The 19573-nt window shown below is 65.8% G+C and carries 19 protein-coding genes and 1 pseudogene; 12 read left to right on the forward strand and 8 right to left on the reverse strand.

Going from position 1 to position 19573, the window contains the following annotated elements:
- Nucleotides 1-87 precede the first annotated feature (87 nt).
- The 3 genes from ABIC51_RS08840 to ABIC51_RS08850 are packed head-to-tail and all read right to left on the reverse strand — an operon-like array spanning nt 88 to nt 2914.
- A complete protein-coding gene (locus ABIC51_RS08840; protein WP_175899763.1) occupies nt 88-936 on the reverse strand; it encodes a TauD/TfdA dioxygenase family protein in 849 nt (282 codons plus the stop codon).
- 10 nt (nt 937-946) lie between these two features.
- Nucleotides 947-1927, reverse strand: coding sequence for a quinone oxidoreductase family protein (locus tag ABIC51_RS08845; protein ID WP_175862932.1), 981 nt, complete (start codon nt 1925-1927; stop codon nt 947-949).
- An 18-nt stretch (nt 1928-1945) separates the two neighbouring features.
- Nucleotides 1946-2914 (reverse strand): universal stress protein, encoded by a 969-nt coding sequence (locus ABIC51_RS08850; protein ID WP_175899766.1) that lies wholly within the window; start codon nt 2912-2914, stop codon nt 1946-1948.
- Nucleotides 2915-3156: 242 nt separating this feature from the next.
- Between ABIC51_RS08850 and ABIC51_RS08855 the strand changes: the two genes are divergently transcribed.
- Nucleotides 3157-5859: a winged helix-turn-helix domain-containing protein gene (locus ABIC51_RS08855; RefSeq protein WP_175899769.1), complete on the forward strand. Its 2703-nt coding sequence runs from the start codon at nt 3157-3159 to the stop codon at nt 5857-5859.
- Between the two features lie 222 nt (nt 5860-6081).
- On the forward strand, nt 6082-7206 hold the full coding sequence (locus ABIC51_RS08860; RefSeq protein WP_060172245.1) for a porin: 1125 nt from the start codon (nt 6082-6084) through the stop codon (nt 7204-7206).
- Between the two features lie 47 nt (nt 7207-7253).
- Here the strand turns inward: ABIC51_RS08860 and ABIC51_RS08865 are convergent.
- Together ABIC51_RS08865 and ABIC51_RS08870 are read right to left on the reverse strand one after the other, a co-directional pair.
- Nucleotides 7254-7463 (reverse strand): annotated as a pseudogene (locus ABIC51_RS08865) (transposase); the annotation flags it as partial.
- A gap of 67 nt (nt 7464-7530) precedes the next feature.
- Nucleotides 7531-8067, reverse strand: coding sequence for an Imm21 family immunity protein (locus tag ABIC51_RS08870; protein ID WP_175899771.1), 537 nt, complete (start codon nt 8065-8067; stop codon nt 7531-7533).
- A 416-nt stretch (nt 8068-8483) separates the two neighbouring features.
- On the opposite strand from ABIC51_RS08870, the gene ABIC51_RS08875 reads away from it, so the two are divergent.
- The 6 genes from ABIC51_RS08875 to ABIC51_RS08900 all read left to right on the forward strand — a co-directional run bounded on the left by ABIC51_RS08875 (nt 8484) and on the right by ABIC51_RS08900 (nt 13770).
- A complete protein-coding gene (locus ABIC51_RS08875; RefSeq protein ID WP_027787401.1) occupies nt 8484-9188 on the forward strand; it encodes a glutathione S-transferase N-terminal domain-containing protein in 705 nt (234 codons plus the stop codon).
- A gap of 208 nt (nt 9189-9396) precedes the next feature.
- Nucleotides 9397-9771, forward strand: a complete 375-nt coding sequence (locus tag ABIC51_RS08880) for an immunity 22 family protein (protein ID WP_175755829.1) — start codon at nt 9397-9399, stop codon at nt 9769-9771.
- A 956-nt stretch (nt 9772-10727) separates the two neighbouring features.
- Nucleotides 10728-11621 (forward strand): LysR family transcriptional regulator, encoded by an 894-nt coding sequence (locus tag ABIC51_RS08885; protein ID WP_060172240.1) that lies wholly within the window; start codon nt 10728-10730, stop codon nt 11619-11621.
- 158 nt (nt 11622-11779) lie between these two features.
- A complete protein-coding gene (locus ABIC51_RS08890) occupies nt 11780-12337 on the forward strand; it encodes a carboxymuconolactone decarboxylase family protein (protein WP_059700261.1) in 558 nt (185 codons plus the stop codon).
- Between the two features lie 179 nt (nt 12338-12516).
- Complete coding sequence (locus ABIC51_RS08895) at nt 12517-12957, forward strand: carboxymuconolactone decarboxylase family protein (RefSeq protein WP_175899775.1); 441 nt, start codon at nt 12517-12519, stop codon at nt 12955-12957.
- 141 nt (nt 12958-13098) lie between these two features.
- Entirely contained in the window at nt 13099-13770 is a 672-nt protein-coding gene (locus ABIC51_RS08900) for a hypothetical protein (protein WP_175899778.1), read from the forward strand.
- Between the two features lie 122 nt (nt 13771-13892).
- Here ABIC51_RS08900 and ABIC51_RS08905 read toward each other — a convergent pair whose 3' ends face one another.
- Nucleotides 13893-14471, reverse strand: a complete 579-nt coding sequence (locus ABIC51_RS08905) for a TetR/AcrR family transcriptional regulator (RefSeq protein WP_060084879.1) — start codon at nt 14469-14471, stop codon at nt 13893-13895.
- 170 nt (nt 14472-14641) lie between these two features.
- Here ABIC51_RS08905 and ABIC51_RS08910 point away from each other — a divergent pair, with 170 nt between their 5' ends.
- Together ABIC51_RS08910 and ABIC51_RS08915 are read left to right on the forward strand one after the other, a co-directional pair.
- A complete protein-coding gene (locus ABIC51_RS08910; RefSeq protein ID WP_175899781.1) occupies nt 14642-16081 on the forward strand; it encodes an alpha/beta fold hydrolase in 1440 nt (479 codons plus the stop codon).
- A 60-nt stretch (nt 16082-16141) separates the two neighbouring features.
- Nucleotides 16142-16570 carry an MFS transporter gene (locus ABIC51_RS08915; RefSeq protein WP_175899785.1) on the forward strand — a complete coding sequence of 143 codons (429 nt, stop codon included), beginning with the start codon at nt 16142-16144 and terminating at the stop codon, nt 16568-16570.
- Between the two features lie 105 nt (nt 16571-16675).
- Here ABIC51_RS08915 and ABIC51_RS08920 read toward each other — a convergent pair whose 3' ends face one another.
- Nucleotides 16676-17191: a MarR family winged helix-turn-helix transcriptional regulator gene (locus ABIC51_RS08920; RefSeq protein WP_175900135.1), complete on the reverse strand. Its 516-nt coding sequence runs from the start codon at nt 17189-17191 to the stop codon at nt 16676-16678.
- Nucleotides 17192-17329: 138 nt separating this feature from the next.
- Between ABIC51_RS08920 and ABIC51_RS08925 the strand changes: the two genes are divergently transcribed.
- Nucleotides 17330-18508: an MFS transporter gene (locus ABIC51_RS08925; protein ID WP_175863854.1), complete on the forward strand. Its 1179-nt coding sequence runs from the start codon at nt 17330-17332 to the stop codon at nt 18506-18508.
- A gap of 171 nt (nt 18509-18679) precedes the next feature.
- Nucleotides 18680-18826: a hypothetical protein gene (locus tag ABIC51_RS08930; RefSeq protein ID WP_175899789.1), complete on the forward strand. Its 147-nt coding sequence runs from the start codon at nt 18680-18682 to the stop codon at nt 18824-18826.
- Here the strand turns inward: ABIC51_RS08930 and cobM are convergent, their stop codons facing one another.
- The gene (gene cobM, locus ABIC51_RS08935; RefSeq protein ID WP_060172228.1) at nt 18827-19555 is read right to left on the reverse strand and encodes a precorrin-4 C(11)-methyltransferase; all 729 of its coding nucleotides are present in this window, start codon (nt 19553-19555) and stop codon (nt 18827-18829) included.
- Nucleotides 19556-19573 lie beyond the last annotated feature (18 nt).

A 19573-nucleotide genomic window follows, 5' to 3' on the forward strand; every position in this document is an offset into this window, starting at 1 on the left:
GGCGTACGGGCGTGCGTATCCCGCCGCGCCGGGCGTCGGGCCCGGCGCGTTGTTCGGGGTGGCGAATCGGTTAGGGTGCGAGCGCGCTCAGAACGGCGCGTCGCCGACGATGCCCGCGCGCTCCATCCGGCGCACGCACGGCGGGTAGTCCATGACCGCGTAATGCTGGGTGCTGCGGTTGTCCCAGATCGCGACGCTGTTCTTCTTCCAGCGCCAGCGCACCTGGTATTCGGGGATGTATGCCTGGCTGATCAGGTATTGCAGCAGCTGGCCGGCGCCGGGATTCGCGTCCTGCCCGACCCGCACGCGCGCGGGCGTGTGGTAGTTCGTGAAATGCGTGGTGAACGCGTTCACGTACAGCACCTTCTCGCCGGTTTCGGGGTGCGTGCGCACGACCGGATGCTCGGCGTCCGGGTACTGCGCCTTCAGCGCGAGGCGCTTGTCGATCGGCATCGCCGCACCGAAGCTCGCCTCGATGCTGTGGCGCGCGCGCAGGTCGTCGATCTGCTGCTTCACGTGGTCCGGCAGGCGCTCGTAGGCGAGCACCATGTTCGCCCACATCGTGTCGCCGCCAACCGGCGGACCGTCGATGCAGCGCAGCACGCAGCCGAACGGCGGCGCCACGCGCCAGCTCGCATCGCTGTGCCACGCATTCTCGTAGCGGTCGTTCGGCTGGTCGGGCGACTTGTAGATCCGCACGAGCCCCGGGTGTTCCGGGTCGCTGCCGGCGACCGGATGATCCTCGAGTTCGCCGAAGCGCCGCGCGAACGCGACGTGCTCGGCGCGCGTGATGTCCTGGTCGCGCAGGAACAGCACGCGATGCCGCAGCAGCAGCGCGCGGATCTCGGCGAACAGGCCGTCGTCGTGCACGGCGTCGGCGAGGCTCACGTCCAGCAGTTCCGCGCCGAGCGCACAGGTCAGGGGTTCGACTCGCATGCGCGTCTCCTCAGACGATGAACACCGACGAACCGGTCGTCTTGCGCGATTCGAGATCGCGGTGTGCCTGCGCGGCATCCTGCAGCGCGTAGCGCTGGTTGATCCCGATCCTGATGCGGCCGGCCGCGACGTGCGCGAACAGTTCGCCGGCCAGGTCGTTCTTCTCGGCCGGATCGGCGATGTAGTCGGCCAGCGCCGGGCGCGTCAGGTACAGCGAGCCCTTCATCGCGAGGCGCTGCGGATCGAACGGCGGGATCGGGCCCGACGCGGTGCCGACGCACACCATCAGCCCGCGCCGCTTCAGCGAATCGAGCGAGCCTTCGAAGGTGTCCTTGCCGACGCTGTCGAACACGACGTCGACGCCCGCGCCGTCCGTCAGCTCGCGCACGCGTTTCGCGACGTCCTCGTGGCTGTAGTCGATCGTATGGTCGCAGCCGTGCGCGCGGGCGATCGCGGCCTTGTGCTCGCTCGAAACCGTGCCGATCACCGTGAGCCCGAGCAGCTTCGCCCATTGCGACACGATCAGCCCGACGCCGCCGGCGGCCGCGTGCAGCAGGATCGTGTCGCCCGGCGCGAACGCGTGGATACGGCGCAGCAGGTAGGCCGACGTCAGGCCGCGCATCGTCATCGCCGCGGCCGTTTCGCACGAAATGCCGGCCGGCAGCCGCACGAGCGGCGCGGCGGGGATCAGCCGCTCGGTGCTGTATGCGCCGAGCGTGTTCAGGAAGCCCGTGTAGGTCACGCGGTCGCCGACGGCGACGTTCGTCACGCCCGGGCCGACGGCGTCGACCACGCCGGCCGCCTCGACGCCGATTCCGGCCGGCAGCGGCACCGGATACAGGCCGCTGCGGAAATACGTGTCGGCGAAATTCAGCCCGACGGCTTCGTGCCGCAGGCGCACCTGGCCGGCGCCCGGATCGCCGACGTCGACTGCTTCCCAGCGCAGCACGTCGGGGCAGCCGGTTTCGTGGAATCGCACTGCATGTGCCATCGTGTTCTCCGTATGTTGTCAGTCGGATGCGCGCCGCGCATCGTCGGGTTCGTTCATGTCCGGCGGCGTCGCGGCTGCGCCGTCCGCCAGCGGTTCATCCAGTCCGGCCCAGTCCGCGTCGCCCAGGTAGCGTCGCGCGGCCGGGAAAATCACGCCTTCCATCCGCCCCATCTGCTCGAACGCGCCGTGTGCATAACGGGCGAGCGCCGCGTCGAACGCGGCCGACGGCAGCCCGTCCGCGGCGATCCGCTCGAGCGCATCGAGCGCTTGCGCATCGCGCTGCCGCTGGCGGTCGAGTTCGTCCAGTTCGGCCGCGACGCACTCCGCGCGCACGCGCAATGCCGCGAAGAGGTGCGCTTCGGCGGCCGTGCCGACACGGGCGCGCTGCAACGCGGCGAGCGATGCCAGCGCACGCTGTGCGTCGGCCGCGTGCAGCAGCGGTACGTCCGCGTCCATCAGGCCATGCTGCGCGTCGCTCGCTTGTCGCTGCCGTGCATCCGCGTCCACGCCGGACGCCATCAGCGCATGCAGCAACCCGCCGACCGCGCGATGCGCATCGAGGCATCGCGCCATCACGCGCGCCTCGGCCGGCGTTCGCCGCGACGTGCACACGAGCACCGGTACACCGCTCGTCGCGAGCAGGTGCTGCCGCTGCGCGCAGGCTGCCGCATCGGCATCGTGCGGCAGCGCCGCGACGCCGATCAGGTCGCAGCCGAGTTCGGCCGCCAGCGCGCCGGGTGCCGCATCGCCGGCCCCCGGAGGGCCGGCCCCCGCGATCGCATGGGACAACCCCTGCGCCCGCGCGGCGGCTTCCACTTTCGCACCGTGTTCCGGCAGCCGCGCTCCGGATAAACGCGAGGCCGGCGCGGCGCCGGCCAGCAGGAACGTGACCCGGGCACCGACCGCGCGCGCCAGTTCGAGCGCATGGCCGATCGCGTCGATGCCGCCGGGCGCGCCGTCGACCGTCACGAGCAGATGGCGGTACATCGTGCCGCTCCGTTTATCCGGCGAGCGACGCGTTGCGTCGTGTGCCGGTCGATACGATGTTCATGGCCCTTTCCTCGTTGCGTTCGTCATGGATCGGAACCCATGCTATCGACGCGGTGCCGGCACGGCCCCACTCGTCGCGGGGGGGATTGACGCGCGAACGCGCTTCGGCCGATCCTTCCCCCCACACCCACCCCGGACGCTGGCCCGCACGGCACCGCCGGATTCCGACTGCTGCCCCGATGGCCCACCCACCCGCTCGCGCCGACGCGCCTCCCACCGAACTGGTCCTGAAGACGACCGCGCCGCGCGTGCCGGCGCAGTTGCTGGCCCGCGCGCGGCTGAGCCTCGCGTCGCCCGCTTTCGACGGCCGGCCGGTCACACTCGTGCAGGCGCCGGCCGGTTACGGCAAGACGTCGCTGCTCGCGCAATGGCGCCGCGAGACCCTCGCGCTCGGCCGCGCGGTCGTATGGCTGTCGGCCGACGAGCGCGACGATGCGCCCCGGTTGCTGCAGGGGCTCGTGCAGGCGGTGCGGACCGGTTGCGCACGGCCCGGCTTCGGGCGCCTGATCCCGCCCGGCGCGGCCGACGCGGCGCGTGCGCTCGAGGGCGTGACCGCCTGGCTGGCCGAGGTCGCGCAACTGTCGATCGACGCCCTCCTGATCGTCGACGATGCGGAGCGGTTGCCGCCGGCCGGCCTCGAGGCGCTGACCTACGTGCTGCACAATGCGCCGCAAAACCTGCATGTCGTCGTCGCCGCGCGGCGCGGGCTCGACCACACGGCCGGCGACCTGCTCGCCGGCGGCCAATGCACGCTCGCGGGCCCCGACTGGCTGCGCTTCACGCTCGACGAGACGATCGCGCTGGTCGGCGCGCGCTTTGCGCAGCGGGTCGACGCCGACGCGTGCGCGCGGCTGTTCGAACGCGTCGACGGCTGGCCGCTCGGCCTGCAGCTCGCGATGGCCGCGATGGCGCGCTCGGCCGATCCGCGCCAGGCGGTCGACGCGCTCGCCGCCCGCGTGGACGGCACGCGCGACCGCCTCGTCGAGCTGCTGCTCGCGAACCTGTCGGCCGACGACACGGCGTTCCTGATCCGCACGAGCGTCGCCGATCGCCTGCATCCGTCGCTGTGCGCCGCGCTGCTCGACGACGCGGACGCGCCCGACCGTCTCGCGCGGCTCGCCCGCGACACGCCGCTGTTCATCGCGTCGGACGATTCGGACTGGTGCCGACTGCATCCGCTCGTGCGCGACACGCTGCGCGACCGCCTCGCCGCGGGCCCCGACGCCGAGCGCAGCGCGCTGCATGCGCGTGCGGCCGCCTGGCTCGACGCGCACGGGATGACCGAGGAAGCCGCGCGCCACGCGTATGCGGCCGGCCAGTTCGAGGTGGCGTATGCGCTCGCGCAGCGCTGCCTCGAGGATGCGATCAAGCAGGGCCGCATCAACGACGTGCTCGACTGGCTCGCGCTGCTGCCCGACGCGGAGCTCGACAAGCGCCCGACGCTGCGCATCGCGGTCGCGTGGGCACTGGCGCTCGGCGAGCGCCACGTCGAGGCGCAGCGCCAGATCGCGGGCATCCTCGCGGACACCGGCACGCCCGCGGCGATGCGCTACGAATGCGCGCTGATCCTCAGCGCGGCCGCGTATTACGCCGACGAAATCGACCGTTTCGTCGAGCTGTTCGAACCGTGGGCCGACTTCACGCCGCCGGCGGCGACCTGGCTCGCGCAAATGCACGCGAACCGGCTGTCGGCGCGCGCGATCATCGTCGGCGAACCGGCGCAGGCGCGCCGCTTCCAGCACGCCGCACCGCGCGGCGAGACGGCGGCCGGGTTCGGCTACGTCGCGCGCTGGGGCGAGCTGATCACGGGCCTGAGCTACCTGCGCGAAGGCCAGGTCCGGCTGGCCGACGACACGCTGTCGCCGGCGCTGGCACGCGCGGAAGCCGATCTCGGGCGCCGCCATCCGCTGACCTGCATGCTCGCGGCGATGTGCGCGGCGCTCGCGTACGAGGCCGACCGCGTCGACCAGGCCGCCGCGTTGCTCGCGAACCGGCTCGACGTGCTCGAACATGCGGGCACGCCCGATACCGTGCTGCTCGGCTATCGCACCGCCGCGCGCATCGCGCTGCTGCGCGGCGTCGAGCACCGCGCGATCGACCTGCTCGAAGCGCTCGACGCGATGGGCGTCGCGCGCCGCCTGCCGCGCCTGTCCGTCGCGAGCCTCGCCGAACAGGTGCGCATTCACGCGGCGCGTTATCGCGAGGCGACCTGCCATGCGCTCGTCGAGCGGATCGATGCGATCGCTGCCGCCGAGTTTCCGTCGCACGGGCCGTTGTGGCGGCGCCCGGTCGTGCTGCTGCAGGCGAGCGCGCATGCGGGTGCGGCGCTGGCCGCGCGCCGCTGGGACGACGCGCGCGCGGCGCTCGACGAAGCGGCGGTGCTGGCCCGTGAAATGAGCATGGGGCAGGCGCGCATCGAGATCATGGCGCTCGGCGCGTTCGCGCTCGAACAGTCCGGGGGCGGCGGCCGCGCGCTGCTCGACGAGGCGATGAACCTCGCGGAGCTGTTCGGGCTCACGCGCACGCTCGCCGACGCGCATCCGGCCGTCGCCGACTGGGCGCGTCGCGCCGGCGACGAAGCTGCCGCCGGCGCCGGCCCCGCGCGGCACGCGCTGCCGCCGCCGCGCATCGTGCCGCCCGCCCCGCGCGGGGCGGCCAGCCCGCGCGCGGTGCCGAGCGTCGTCTTGACGCCGAAGGAGCGCGCGATTCTCGAGCTGCTCGCGCGCAACCTGTCGAACAAGGAGATCGCGGTGGCGCTCGCCGTCGGCGAGGAAACCGTGAAGTGGCACCTGAAGAACCTGTTCGGCAAGCTCGACGCCAGCTCGCGCAAGCATGCGGTGCGCCGCGCGCTGGTGCTCGGCCTGCTCGAAAGCGCGCCGTAACGCCGGTTCCGCCGATCGGGCGGCGCTCCCGCCCCCACCTCCCGCGATTCTCCGCAACCCTGCCCCCCGCGCATGGGGGGGAGCGGCCGCCCGCCGTTGCGTAGTCTTTCCGCATGGCTCACGCGGGCGCCGCCTGTCACGTCTTCCCGCCCGCCTCGTTGCTTCCCCGCTTCACCCGGACGGGCTCGATCCCGTCCGGTCCAATACGACCCTGGAGACTTCATGAAGACGAAACTGGCCGCGCTCGCGGCGCTTGCCGGCTGCTCGGCGCTCGCGCACGCGCAATCCTCCGTCACGCTCTATGGCGTGATCGACACGGGCCTGCTGTACCAGAGCACGTCGGCGGCGTCGTTCAGCCCCACCGCGCCGAATACGGGCAAGGTGTTCCGCATGAAGGACGGCGGCATCTACTCGAGCTTCTGGGGCATCAAGGGCAGCGAGGACATCGGCGGCGGCTACAAGGTCAACTTCAAGCTGCAGGGTTCGTTCGACAGCGGCACCGGCAAGCTGCAGCTGAGCGATACGCCGGGCGCCGTCGCGATCTTCAACCAGGTCGCGTCGCTCGGCGTGTCGGGCCCGTTCGGCACCTTCACGGCCGGCCGCCAGATCGTGCCGATGATCTACGCGATGGCCGACACCGACGTGCGCAACGCGCAGTTCTTCGGCAGCGTGCTGACCGCGTGGCTCGGCCTGAACACGGCGGCCGGCTGGCCCGGGACGAGCACCAACGGCGCGATCGGCGCGCTGTACGACAGCAATGCGCTCGTCTACCAGTCGCCGGTGTTCGCGGGCGCGTCGATCGCGCTCGAATACGCGCCGGGCGGCGTGGCCGGGCAGTTCCAGGGGGGCACGCGCGAATCGGTCGTGCTCAAGTATTCGAACTACGGGCTGAACGCGTCGGCCGTCTACTACAACGGGCACGACACCAACCCGGCGCCGGGCGTCGCGCCGACCGGCGTCGACAACAACCGCTTCGTCTACGTCGGCGCGAAATACACGATCCGCGACTTCTCGGTGTCGGCGTCGTACGGCAACGGCCGGAATCCGTCGCATGCGGACAAGGTGAACCTCGACATGCTGTCGGCCGGCATCGGCTATCGCTTCACGCCTTTCCTTCAGGTGAGCTCGGCCGTGTATTACCTGAAGGATCGCAACGTCTCGGCGAACAAGTCGACGTCGGTCGTGCTCGCGGCCGACTACAGCCTGTCGAAGCGCACGACGGTCTATGCGCAGGTCGGCCACGTGAACAACCGCGGCACGATGGACCAGATGCTCGTGTACGGGCAACCGGTCGCGCCGGGCGTCGGCACGACGGCCGCGATGGTCGGGCTGCGGCACAACTTTTGACGGCGGCCGGGCATGTGGCGGCTGTTTCGTGACAATAAAGTTTGGGGCACTCCCTCCGTGGCGTATACGGCCCGTCCAATCTCCGGCGGGAACACGTAGAGCGGCACGCCGTGCTCTCACGCGCGCTGCCACGACTGCACGGTCGCCGGATACTTCGTGCCCCAGGGACCGCCGGCGAAATCTTGCAGCACCTGCCTTGCCGGCTCTTCGCCGGCGGCCGCGTAGATTGGCCGCAACGTGGCGGCGAGTAGGCCCCTGGCGCTTTGTCGGCAACGCGTAACTACGGTCTACGACGCAGCGCCGGTGCGTCAAAGCCAATCAGCCTCACACCCTGCTCAAGCGCACCACCCAGAGCAGGTTATTGTCGTTCTCGTACTTGATCAAAGAAACGGCGTACCTCCCGCACTCGACCACGACCTCGATCGTATTGTCCATGCCGACCGCATCTTCCCAGGCAAACGCCGCGTCGAACACAGCCATGTTCGATGATTTGATCTCGAACTCGAAGGGTTGATCCTCGACGCTCGCCCATCGTCCGTTCACCACTTCACGCAGGCACTGCTCGATTTCCTCTTCGCTCCCACCAAACTCGATCTTCACCAACAAGTACGAACCAGCGGAAATTTCATAAAAACCGATCTCCTGTTGCGCCCCACACACCACCAAAACATCGCTGACGAGCACGTTTCTCAACACATTCACGTACTCGTCCGGTCCCACGAGGCTACGGCATGCCAGATCGTAATCGCTGCCACCGATGGCAGCGAGCGTCACACTCGATCCTTCGTTGCCTCGCCACCGCTCGGCAACAGGCATTCCCGTGAAAATGAAATTTCCGCCGCTGGAGTAGATCCATTTCATCATGCAAACCTTATGAAGAGTCTTGCGTCTAAAAGCCCTGCGCACAGGGTGCGCAGGGCCGCAGCCTGACGTTCAAAAACCCGACGCGCGTTTACGCATGCCCTTCAGGGTCCCATCCCCCAGGGAGTTTGACTGCATCGTCCAGAAAACCCCTCCCGGCGGAACACAAGTGACATCCGCTTTCCTTGCCTATCGCGTTGATGGCTCAGTTCGTCAACTTTCCAAGCTTCGCTGGCATTTCCAAAATTTATCGTGCCGGAGCTGGTGCCGTCGCGCGCAGCCGCCGCCAGCATCGATCGCCGGGATCGGCTACAGTGGGCGTTTTCGGCGCGCGCCGTTCCGCCGCCGCGCCACCGTCCGTGGCGCGCGGCAGCAAGGACGGTGCGCAAGTCATTCACTTCGACGAGCGAACCTTCATGCCCGATCTGTCCGCCTTCCCGATCACGCAAAAGTGGCCGGCCCAGCATCCCGACCGTCTCCAGCTCTACTCGCTGCCGACGCCGAACGGCGTCAAGGTGTCGATCATGCTCGAGGAAACCGGCCTGCCGTATGAGCCGCACCTCGTGCGCTTCGACACGAACGACCAGCTCTCGCCCGCGTTCCTGTCGCTGAACCCGAACAACAAGATCCCGGCGATCATCGATCCGGACGGTCCCGACGGCAAGCCGCTGCCGCTGTTCGAATCGGGCGCGATCCTGATCTATCTCGCGGACAAGACGGGCCAGCTGATCCCGAAGGATCTCGCGGGCCGCTACGAGACGATCCAGTGGGTGATGTTCCAGATGGGCGGCATCGGGCCGATGTTCGGCCAGGTCGGCTTCTTCCACAAGTTCGCCGGCCGCGACTACGAGGACAAGCGCCCGCGCGACCGCTACGTCGACGAGTCGAAGCGCCTGCTCGGCGTGCTCGACGCGCATCTCGCGAACCGCCAGTGGGTGATGGGCGATACCTACACGATCGCCGACATCGCGATCTTCCCGTGGGTGCGAAATCTTGTTGGTTTCTATGAAGCGGGCGATCTGGTCGGCTTCAGCGAATTCCGCAACGTCAAGCGGGTGCTCGATGCGTTCGTGGCGCGTCCGGCCGTTGCGCGTGGGCTCAATATTCCGGCGCGGGGTTGATGAGCGGCTGGGCGGGTCGCGCGTTGTCCGGCCCGCGTAGCTGTGGACTTGAAACGCCCGCCGCATTGGGCGGCGGGCTTTCGGGGGCTTTGCGATTTTCCGGGGAATGCTGGGAAGACGGTCGGTGTTCGGCCAGAAGCAGCCGCTCAGTAGGTGAAGGAATACAAATTTCTTTGCGCTCAAGGGGAGCCAACCAACGATGCATAGAATGGAAGCTTCTCATTTCTATCTTGGTCGGATAACTGACACCTCCCGATTTTCAAGCTTTCTCGCAGAACACTACGGCGAGGATGAAAGTCGACCAGTTTCCGAGTTCTACGGCTCCCAGGGTGAGTTCTTCTGTGACCATGACTTCATGGAAACAGGGCTGCGACAGTCGGGTACTTCACTGGAAGAGTTCTTTGCACCTCACTCGTACTCGGACAAATGGTCGGAAGCGCTATGTGAAGCGGCGCGCGCTGCAAATTTGGGAGATGCGAACGCACTGATTTTCATCAATTGCGAACAGATAAAATCGCCAAGGTCAGTGCAAGGCGAAGGATTCGAACTGGTCTACATCGGAATGTTCGAGTATCCAATTTGAGCTTCTCGAACTTGGTTTCGCCTGATGCGACGCCTACTGCTGGGCGACCGCTTTCGGCCAGCAACCGTCGCTCAAGTCGGGCATAAGCCAGACATTCGGGTGCCGACTCCTAGTTAGCTAACGGTCATTCACGCTCGGTTCTTTGCGTCGAGCCTTTTTGTTTGTATGCTCCGAATACTTTAACCAGCAATTACTGCCCCAGGAGCTAACGATATGCCAATTACGGTGACATTCGACATAGATGACGCGTCCGTACTCGATGGCAACGACCGCACCCGAATTCTCGCGTGCTTTACCAGACTAGGATGGGAACGTGTCGGCGGTTCCGCGTGGCGATACCCCGCGCTGGGTACGGCTAATGTCTCCGAAGATTGGATGAACCATGTTATTCCTGCGCTGATGTATCTGCGGAGTATCGCTTGTCACGCCAACCTAGACGTTTACAACTTCACGATTGACGCGCACTCCGAGGCTGGGCATCGAGGGCAGGCAAATCCTCCTTTAGGAGAGCCGATAACACAGGCCGCACAGATAACGATGTACCCTACCAACGCGGCCTACAACGGAGTACTTTCCGAACAACGTCTAAGGGATTTCATCCAAGCGTCGACGGATAACCTGTAAATCGGCCGTAGACAAAGAAGTTGCAGGCGGTTGGGTCTTGCGGCTTCCCTATGCCTCCAGTCAATAATCGTTGCCGGGCTGAACGCTTGCGAACCGTGGGACCGTTACACCTCGAAAAACGGACCAACGTAACGTCTCGTATCGAACGACGGGCTTGGGTCGATCTGCGCCGGTCATGCGTCACCGAGCGGCGGCCGGCCGCGCTCGGCCAGAAGCAGCCATCCGCAGCATTCATTCGGCGCACTCCGAATGTTTCACCCAGAAAAATGATAATTTTGTATCCATGAATCATCTTTCATTGGGTGGAAGATTAAGTGGATAGACTGGAAGCAATGTCGATCGTGCTGCTCACGATCGAAAAAGGTAGCCTCACTGCGGCCGCGAAGGCTTTGAACATGCCGCTCCCGACCGTCAGCCGGAAGGTCACGGAACTCGAGGAGTACCTAGGCACGAAATTGCTGCATCGTTCAACGCGCAAGCTGACCTTGACCGATGCCGGCCAGGCTTACGTCGAGTCCGCCAAACGCATCTTGGAAGAGATCGAGGAAATCGAACGAGCTGCGGCCGGCGAGTACACCACTCCACGCGGAGAGCTGGTTCTCACCGCGCCGGTGCTGTTTGGCCATATGTACATCCTGCCCATTGTCACGGACTTTCTGGCTGCCTATCCCGAGATCAACGTCCGGTTGGTTCTCTCCGATCGGAACCTTCATCTCTATGATGACCACGTTGACATGGCCGTTCGCATCGGCACCTTGCCGGACAGCAACATGATTGCAACCCGTGTTGGCGCTATGGATACACTGGTGTGCGCTTCGCCGGACCTGCTAGCTGCGCACGGCAAACCCAAACACCCGACTGACCTGGAAAAGCTTCCGTGCGTTGTCTTCACTGGCCCTTCCACCGCAACATGGTGGTTTCGGGATCCGGCAACCAAACGTGATTTCAATGTCAACATCATTCCGCGCCTGTCCGTCACCACCGCTGAGGCTGCCGTACAGGCAGCGCTCCGTCGCACCGGTTTGACGAGGGTGTACCGCTACCACTGCGATGCCGCGCTCCGCACCGGGGAGCTTGTCCACGTCCTTCCGAAGTTCGATGTCGAGTCGATTCCTGTCAGTCTCATCCACGGAGAGCGCGGGCTGTTGCCGCTCAAGATGAGGGTCTTCCTCGACTTCGCAACCGACCGGTTGCGCTCGGCGATGTCGGAGCTGGGTAAGGCCTGACGGGCGTTCGCTCTACCGAATGCGCCCCTTTCCCATTCCTCGATACTTTCGTTGAATGGAAGGTCGGTTCTCGAAAATAGCCAATTATTGTTTTGGGCGGAAGTCCCTACTATCTCTCCTACCGAAGCCGCAGTGGCTCGGATCAACGGAGAAATCTCATGGCCCGCCTTGCAATCCCCTCGAAAGAAGCTGCTCCCGCCAAAGCGCAACCGATCCTCGCGAACTACGAAAAAGTTCTCGGCGTGATCCCGAACTTCTTCGCCCTGATCTCGCAATCCCCCGATGCACTGAAGGCGATCGCCGACATGCACGGCGCGCTCGGCAGGAGTCTCGGTCACAAGACCCGGGAACGCATCCACGTGATGACCGCCGAAGTGAACGGCTGCAACTACTGCCTGTCGGCGCACACCTATCTCGGCGCCAAGCTGCAGGGGCTGACGCCGGAAGACATGGAACTCAACCGCGACGGTCATTCGACCGATCCCAAGGCCGACGCCGCGCTGCAGTTCGCCTACAAGATCGCCACGTCGCGCGGTCACATCGAAGACGCGGATGTCGAAGCCGTGCGTGCTGCGGGTTACACCGACGAGCAGATCGTTGACATCGTCGCCGAGACGGCGTTCAGCTTCATCACCAACCTCTTCAACAACACGTTCAAGACCGACATCGACGCGACGTTCCCGCCGCTTCAGACCCGGGCCCGTGAGGCCGCCTGAAGCCCGGGCGGACTGGGCGCCGTATGAAGCGTCCGGCTGCCTGGTCTCGATGGCTGGTTGCTCCGTTCTGACCATGCGCAATTCTCCATGCGCGCGTGGTCGGTCGTAACACGTCTATTGAAGCAATCACGTTGGATTGTCGCGCCTGACAGGCGCGGCGATTCGTGAAGGAACCGTCGATGTCCCGTTTGCACATCTCTACGCGAGACGATGCTCCAGTCGAGAGTAAGCCGATACTGGACGTTGTCTATCGGAAGCTGGGCGTCGTGCCGAATTTCTACCGTCTCATCGGCAGCAGCCCGGTCGCATTGGCAGCATTTGCGGCTTTTCAGGACGGCCTGTCCACCACGCTCGATTCCAAGAACCGTGAGCGCATTGCGTTGGTGGTTGCGCAAGTCAATGGATCGGACTACTGCCTGTCCGCGCATCGTTTTCTCGCCACCAACTTCGCAAAGCTATCCCCGGACGAAATTGAACTTAACCGCAGCGGTGGATCGAAGGATCCGAAGGCCGAAGCGGTCGTGAAATTCGCTGCGAGCGTAGCTAGACGGCGCGGTCATATCGACTTTCCCGTTGTGGCCGACCCGGCACATCGACCGCATGCGGCAGAGGTCCGATGAATCATGGACCATCCGCGCTTCGTAGATCCGCGTATAGCGAAGGGACGAGCAAGATCCATTTCAGACGCGACGTCTCAGTTCACGTTTCTCAGGGTATTTGATGGCGCGATAAAGCGGGTATCAAAGCAATGGCGACCCCGGATGAGCGGCAGGAAGGCATTCCGCTACATGGAGCGTGTGCTGAAGCCAGAACTCGACAAGCACCTGGTCACGTTTCCGCTGATACGCCTTGGCGAAATGACCCTGTACTGCGGATTGTTCGAGCAACGTGGCGCCGCTGGCGGGCTGGATTTCTTCTTCCTTGTCTGTTCGTCAGTTGCTCGGCCGGAAGACGGTCTCATGTACCGGATCGAGGTTAGCCAGCATGCGATGCAACGGATCATTCAGCGGACGGGCCGAACTGGCGAGGACGAGGTTCGCACACGCCTCTACACCGCCATGGCGAATATTTATTGGTTGCAGCCGTGGATCTACCGGGAGAAATGGTTGCAGTTGGGCCTCGCGTGCGAAGAAGGCGTATTTGTGGGTGAAGTGCGAGACGACTGCTACAGCATCAAGACGTTCATCCCGGCGATCGACAACGGCAGGCCGTCGCGATGGCGCGATTTACATGCCGACCTGTGGCCCCGGATCCAGCAGCGCGTTCCCCGCGACAAGACGTACGAAGCGGATCAAAGCTCGATCGGCGACTGGTATTTCTTCGCGGATGGGCTGACGCGGCGTCATCCCTTTCTGCTGAAGCCTTATTTACCGGGACACGATTATCTAGATGCGGCGTGGGCGAGTCGCCCGGTTGATTCTGGAAATATTTGAGGGGTAGCCGGAGCGTCACATGCCGCGCGCGGCAACGGACAGTTCAGTGCGTGAGATTCGCCTGCCGATACCCCATGTAGCCTCCAGAATCACCAGAAGCCATCAGAAGGTGGCGATGAGACTTACTCCGGAGCGTGATCCTTGCCGTCCTTCGAAAGTTCGAGCAACGCGGCCATGGCCCGCTTATACGGCCCGAGATCGCTGTTTGCCGCCTGCAGGATGAGCGCCCCTTGCAGGCGAGCAACCCAGTCCTCCGCGAAATGCCGCGCCCGTGCCGGCGACATGCCGCTTTCACGCGCCAAAGCTTCGATGGCGTCGATCCAGTGCGAAAACGCCAGCAACAAACCCTGTTTCGCAACCGAGCCGATATTGGCCGTGGCGAGTTGACCGAGCACGCAGGGGGCGCGCCCACCGACGTACATCTGGTCCAGCGTGGCCACGATTTTGCGAATGCGGGCCTTTAGCGTGCCGGACGATCGCGCCGCGTTCAGGATTTCGCTGTCGATTATCGCTGTCGCGCGCTCCAACACAGCCTCGGCCATCTGCTCCTTTCCGTCGGGGAAGTGGTGATAGAGGCTCGACTTGCCGAGACCGGTTGCGCGCGACAGATCGGTGATCGACGCACCCTCGAAGCCGCGATCCCGGAACACCGTGAACAGCCGGTCAATGATTTCGTCCTTCGATGCCTGAGCAGTGGCCATAGATCTTTTCGCTTCCCCAAAAGTACTGATCGTTCGGTACAAGCGGAAGGGTAAGTTGCCTCGCTCGTTAAATCAACCCTTGACGTCCGCAATTTACGGAAGTACTGTACCGATCGTTCGGTACAGATAATTCAGGCCGACGCCTCTTTCCGTGATTCAGGAGATTTTCGATGTCCACACTCGTGACGTATCAAACCACCTCCGTCGCCGATCGTCGTACCGGCTCGGCCCTCAATCTGTTCTACCGGGAAGCCGGCCAGAAGGACGCGCCCGCGGTGCTGCTGCTGCACGGTTTCCCGACTTCGAGCCACCAGTATCGCGGGCTGATCGAGCGTCTCGCCGACAAGTACCGGGTGATCGCGCCGGACCTGCCCGGTTTCGGCTTCTCCGACGCCCCGGAAGCGAAGACGTTCGGCTACACCTTCGACCATCTCGCGGAAGTGATCGAGAGCTTTACCGACACGCTCGGCCTGACGCGCTATGCGCTGTACGTTTTCGATTACGGCGCGCCGGTGGGCTTCCGCCTGGCTGCGTCGCGCCCGGATCGCGTGTCCGCACTCGTCTCGCAGAATGGCAACGCGTACGAGGAAGGCCTGAGCGACGGCTGGAATCCGATGCGTGCTTACTGGCAGGATCCGTCCGATGCGAACCGTGAGCAACTGCGCGGTTTCCTGACGGCCGGCACCACGCAGTTCCAGTACCAGCATGGCGAGGCGGATACGTCACATATTGCGCCGGAGAGCTACACGCTCGACCAGCACTTCCTCGACCGCGCGGGTAACGACGATATCCAGCTCGACCTGTTCGGCGACTACAAGGCGAACGTCGCAGCCTATCCGCGCTTCCACGAATACTTCCGCACGCATCGTCCGCCGACGCTGGCTGTGTGGGGCAAGAACGATCCGTTTTTCCTGCCTGCGGGAGCCGAGGCATTCAAGCGTGATATCCCCGATGCCGAGGTGCATTTCGTCGATGGCGGTCATTTCCCGCTCGAATCGCATCTGGACGAAGTGGCCGGCATCATTCGCGCGTTCTTCGCACGGACGCTGGACGTCGCACAAGGTCAGGCGCTGTTTGGCGCACTGGACGACGTGTCTGCGTCGGCGGAGGCGCAGCCGCTGTTCGATGCGATGCGCGGCGTATTCGGTTTCGTGCCGAATCTCGGCCACGCGCTTGCGGTCGAACCGCCGGTGCTATCGGCTTACCTGCAGTGGCTTCATTCTCTCGGTACCACGACCCTCGATGCGGTGGCGCAGCAGGTCGCAATGGCGGCCGCGAGCCGCGTGAATGCCGCGGACTATGGCGTGGCCGTCCACGCGACGCTGGCCGGCAGGCTCGGTGCCCCCGCCGACGTGGTCGACGCGTTGCGTACCGGCGGCGCGCTTGCCGATCCGAAGCTCGAAGCGGTGCGCCAGTTCGCGACAGCCATCGCATCGAAGCGCACGCAGGTATCGGATAGCGACGTGAACGCGCTGAAGGCGGCAGGCTTCGACCGCCGCGCGGCGGTGGCGATTGCGATGGCCGTGGCCGGCAAGACGCTCGTCAACACGGTCGCGCACCTGTCGAAGATCGAGATCGATGCAGGTTTCCTTCAGGACGCCGTTGCCTGACCTGCTGCGCCGGGGCGGCAGTCAATGGCTGCCCCGCAAGCAGCCTTGAGGATCGAGAGAATGTCGGGTAATCAGTTCAATCACGAAGTGAGCGATGTGGGTGCGCCGCTGGAAATACCGGTCGGAAGCGGTCGGCGCAACAATCCGTTGTCGCTTGCCGTGGGGCTCGTTTGCCTGGTGCTGATTGGTGTGAATCTGCGGCCGGGCATCGTGTCGATCGGGCCATTGCTGCCGTCGATCAGCCAGGCTTTCGGCCTGTCGCATACGGAGGCGTCGATGCTGACGTCGATCCCTGATGTCCTCATGGGGCTACTGGCATTGCCGACGCCGTGGCTCGCCCGCCGTTTCGGGCGCGATCGCGTCATCCTGGCAGCGCTGTTCGTACTGTTCGCGGCGACCTTGGGCAGGGCATTCGCGGGTTCCGTCGCTCAGATTCTCTTGCTGACGGATCAAACAGTCGCCCGAGTAACCCGTGAATGTCCACTTTAAGGCGCGTTGATCGTCCGCTTCGGGCCACCAAGCGACATCCACGAAAATTTACGAAGAACCTTGTTTTTGCCCGCGGCGTGCATGTGCATGACGCATTCCGCGGCGCTACTTGCCTTCCGTCTCTCCCGGCGCCCCGCCCCCCAGCCCCGCCAGCAGTTTCTCCAACAGTCGCGACAACTGCGCCTGCTCATCATCCGACAGCACGGCCAGCAACGCGCGCTGGTTGTCGATGTGCGCGACGACCGCTTCGTCGATCAGCGCGCGGCCGGTATCCGTCAGCGCGACGAGCGTGCCGCGCCCGTCGGCCGGGTTCGGCCGGCGCTCGACCCAGCCGGCTTTCTGCAGCCGGTCGATGCGCGCGGTCATCCCGCCCGACGACATCATCAGCGCGTCGTACAGCGCCGTCGGCGTCAGCGCGAACGGCGCACCGCCGCGCCGCAGCGTCGCGAGCACGTCGAATTCGCCCGGCTGCATCCCGTAGCGCGCGAACAGCGGATTGAGACGGTCGCGCGCGATCACGAGCGCCGCTTCCTGCAGCCGCCCCATCACCACCATCGACGACGCGTCGAGATCCGGACGCTCGTTACGCCATTGCGCGAGCGCATGCGCGGCTCGATCCACTTGATCCATTAACCCTCCTCGGCCTGCCAGTTATCTTGACGTCGAGATAAATCGGCGTTTATCTTGATGTCGAGATACTTTACATGAAAATCGCGCGACGCCCTTCCGGGGCCGCGCACCGATTTCGAGGGCCTTGCGATGAATCGCTTCACTTCCCCCGGATGGCGGCTCGCCGCCATCGTGCTCGTCGGGCTGAACCTGCGGCCGGCGCTCGCCGCGGTCGGCCCGCTGCTCGACATGATCCAGCGCGCGACCGGCATCGGCGACGGCGCGGCCAGCCTGCTGACGACGATCCCGATCCTGCTGATGGGGCTCGGCGCGCTGAGTGCGCGGCGCCTGCAGCGCGTGACCGGCATCGCGGGCGGCGTGTGGCTCGGCGTCGCGCTGATCGGGCTGGCCTGCGTGTCGCGCATCGGCGCGCAGCACGCGTGGTTGCTGCTCGCGAGCGCCTGCTGCGCGGGTGTCGGGATCGCGATGGTGCAGGCGCTGCTGCCCGGCTTCGTGAAGGCCCATTTCGCGACGCGGATCGGCGGCGCGATGGGCGTCTATTCGACGTCGATCATGGGCGGCGCCGTGCTCGCGAGCGTCGTCGCGCCGTTCGCCGCGGCCCGTTGGGGCTGGCTCGCCGCGCTCGCGGGCTGGGCGCTGCCGGCCGCGGTGGCCGCGCTGGCGTGGCCGCTGGCCAGCCGCGGCGGTAACACGCTCGCCGCCGGGCCGGCGTCGGCCACGCATGCGCGGCCGTCGCGCTCGCCGCGCGCGTGGCGGCTCGCGCTGTTCTTCGGTATCGCAACCGGCGCGTACACGCTCGTGCTCGCGTGGCTGCCGCCCTACTACATGCGCCTCGGCTGGTCGCCGACGGCGGCCGGCAGCCTGCTCGGCGGCGTGACGCTCGCGGAGGTCGTCGCGGGGCTGACGATCTCCGCGACGATCGACCGCCTGCCCGATCGCCGCCCCGCGCTGCATGCGGCGATCGCGTCGCTGTTCGTCGGCTTGCTGGTGATGCTGGCCGCGCCCGAAGCGCTCGCGTTGCCCGCCGCGCTGCTGATGGGCGCGGGGATCGGCGCGCTGTTTCCGCTGTCGCTGATCGTCACGGTCGACCATGCGGCGACGCCGGCCGATGCCGCGTCGCTGACGGGATTCGTGCAGGGCATCGGCTACCTGATCGCCGGGCTGTTTCCATTCGCGGCCGGCATCGTGCGCCAGCATCTCGCGGACTTGACGCCCGCGTGGGTCGCGATGGCCTGTCTGTGTGCCGCGCTGTTCGCGCTGGCCGCGGGGTTTGCGCCGCGGCTCGCGCGGCGTGTTGCGCGTGCCTAGCGCGGGACGGGGAACACGGCCGTTGCCGTTCGGCTGCGGCCGCCGCTCAGCAACGTCCTTGTGATCGACTGCGGCGCGACTGCACGCGCGACACCGAACGCACATCGTCGACCCTGGCCCGGAAGCAACTTTCGCGGCGCGCGCGGCAACGCATCGTACTGGAGCGTGGTCGTGCTCAACCTGATCCCCGTCATCGGCATCGCCGCGTCGATCCTGATCCTCGGCGAATCGGCCGCGCCGATCTACTTCGTCAGCGGTGCGATCACGATCGGCGCGGCGCTCTGCACGCTTCTGCGTGAACGCCGCGCCCGTGCGTAATCAACCCGCACTCGCGTACAACGTCGAATCCGCAAACCCTTCGGCGTCGAGCACGCGCCCGATCAGGATCAGCGCGGTGCGCTCGATCTGCGTGCCCTGCACCTTGGCGACGATGTCGGCGAGCGTGCCGGTCACGCGTTCTTCATCCGGCCAGCTCGCGCGATAGATCACCGCGACCGGGCAATCGGCGCCGTAATGCGGCAGCACTTCGTCGACGATGCGGGCGAGATGGCGCACGCCGAGATGGATCGCGAGCGTCGCGCGGTGCGCGGCGAGCGAGCCTAGCGCTTCGCCTTCCGGCATCGTCGTCTTGCCCGCGAAGCGCGTGAGGATCACCGTCTGTGCGACGCCGGGCAGCGTCAGCTCGACGCCGAGCGTCGCCGCGCATGCGGCCGTGGCCGTCACGCCGGGCACGATTTCGTACGGTATCCCGAGTGTCTTGAGACGGCGGATCTGTTCGCCGATCGCGCCGTACAGCGACGGGTCGCCCGAATGCACGCGCGCGACGTCCTGCCCTTTCGCGTGCGCGGCGGCGAGCAGCGCGACGATGGCATCGAGGTCGAGCTCGGCCGTGTTGACGACCTGCTCCGCGCGATGGCCGTCGAGCACGGCGGCCGGCACCAGCGAACCCGCATACAGGATCACCGGGCACGTGCGCACGAGGCGCTGGCCCTTCACCGTGATCAGCTCCGGGTCGCCGGGGCCCGCGCCGATGAAATACACCGTCATCGAAAAATCTCCGTCAAT

The organism is Burkholderia sp. 572, assembly GCF_040545135.1.
In the GTDB taxonomy this organism is placed as follows: Bacteria; Pseudomonadota; Gammaproteobacteria; order Burkholderiales; family Burkholderiaceae; genus Burkholderia; species Burkholderia cepacia.

Coding starts and splice junctions, on each gene's coding strand:
- ABIC51_RS08840 (WP_175899763.1), bottom strand. CDS start 936: ATGCGAGTCGAACCCCTGACCTGTGCGCTCGGCGCGGAACTGCTGGAC.
- ABIC51_RS08845 (WP_175862932.1), bottom strand. CDS start 1,927: ATGGCACATGCAGTGCGATTCCACGAAACCGGCTGCCCCGACGTGCTG.
- ABIC51_RS08850 (WP_175899766.1), bottom strand. CDS start 2,914: ATGTACCGCCATCTGCTCGTGACGGTCGACGGCGCGCCCGGCGGCATC.
- ABIC51_RS08855 (WP_175899769.1), top strand. CDS start 3,157: ATGGCCCACCCACCCGCTCGCGCCGACGCGCCTCCCACCGAACTGGTC.
- ABIC51_RS08860 (WP_060172245.1), top strand. CDS start 6,082: ATGAAGACGAAACTGGCCGCGCTCGCGGCGCTTGCCGGCTGCTCGGCG.
- ABIC51_RS08870 (WP_175899771.1), bottom strand. CDS start 8,067: ATGAAATGGATCTACTCCAGCGGCGGAAATTTCATTTTCACGGGAATG.
- ABIC51_RS08875 (WP_027787401.1), top strand. CDS start 8,484: ATGCCCGATCTGTCCGCCTTCCCGATCACGCAAAAGTGGCCGGCCCAG.
- ABIC51_RS08880 (WP_175755829.1), top strand. CDS start 9,397: ATGGAAGCTTCTCATTTCTATCTTGGTCGGATAACTGACACCTCCCGA.
- ABIC51_RS08885 (WP_060172240.1), top strand. CDS start 10,728: ATGTCGATCGTGCTGCTCACGATCGAAAAAGGTAGCCTCACTGCGGCC.
- ABIC51_RS08890 (WP_059700261.1), top strand. CDS start 11,780: ATGGCCCGCCTTGCAATCCCCTCGAAAGAAGCTGCTCCCGCCAAAGCG.
- ABIC51_RS08895 (WP_175899775.1), top strand. CDS start 12,517: ATGTCCCGTTTGCACATCTCTACGCGAGACGATGCTCCAGTCGAGAGT.
- ABIC51_RS08900 (WP_175899778.1), top strand. CDS start 13,099: ATGAGCGGCAGGAAGGCATTCCGCTACATGGAGCGTGTGCTGAAGCCA.
- ABIC51_RS08905 (WP_060084879.1), bottom strand. CDS start 14,471: ATGGCCACTGCTCAGGCATCGAAGGACGAAATCATTGACCGGCTGTTC.
- ABIC51_RS08910 (WP_175899781.1), top strand. CDS start 14,642: ATGTCCACACTCGTGACGTATCAAACCACCTCCGTCGCCGATCGTCGT.
- ABIC51_RS08915 (WP_175899785.1), top strand. CDS start 16,142: ATGTCGGGTAATCAGTTCAATCACGAAGTGAGCGATGTGGGTGCGCCG.
- ABIC51_RS08925 (WP_175863854.1), top strand. CDS start 17,330: ATGAATCGCTTCACTTCCCCCGGATGGCGGCTCGCCGCCATCGTGCTC.
- cobM (WP_060172228.1), bottom strand. CDS start 19,555: ATGACGGTGTATTTCATCGGCGCGGGCCCCGGCGACCCGGAGCTGATC.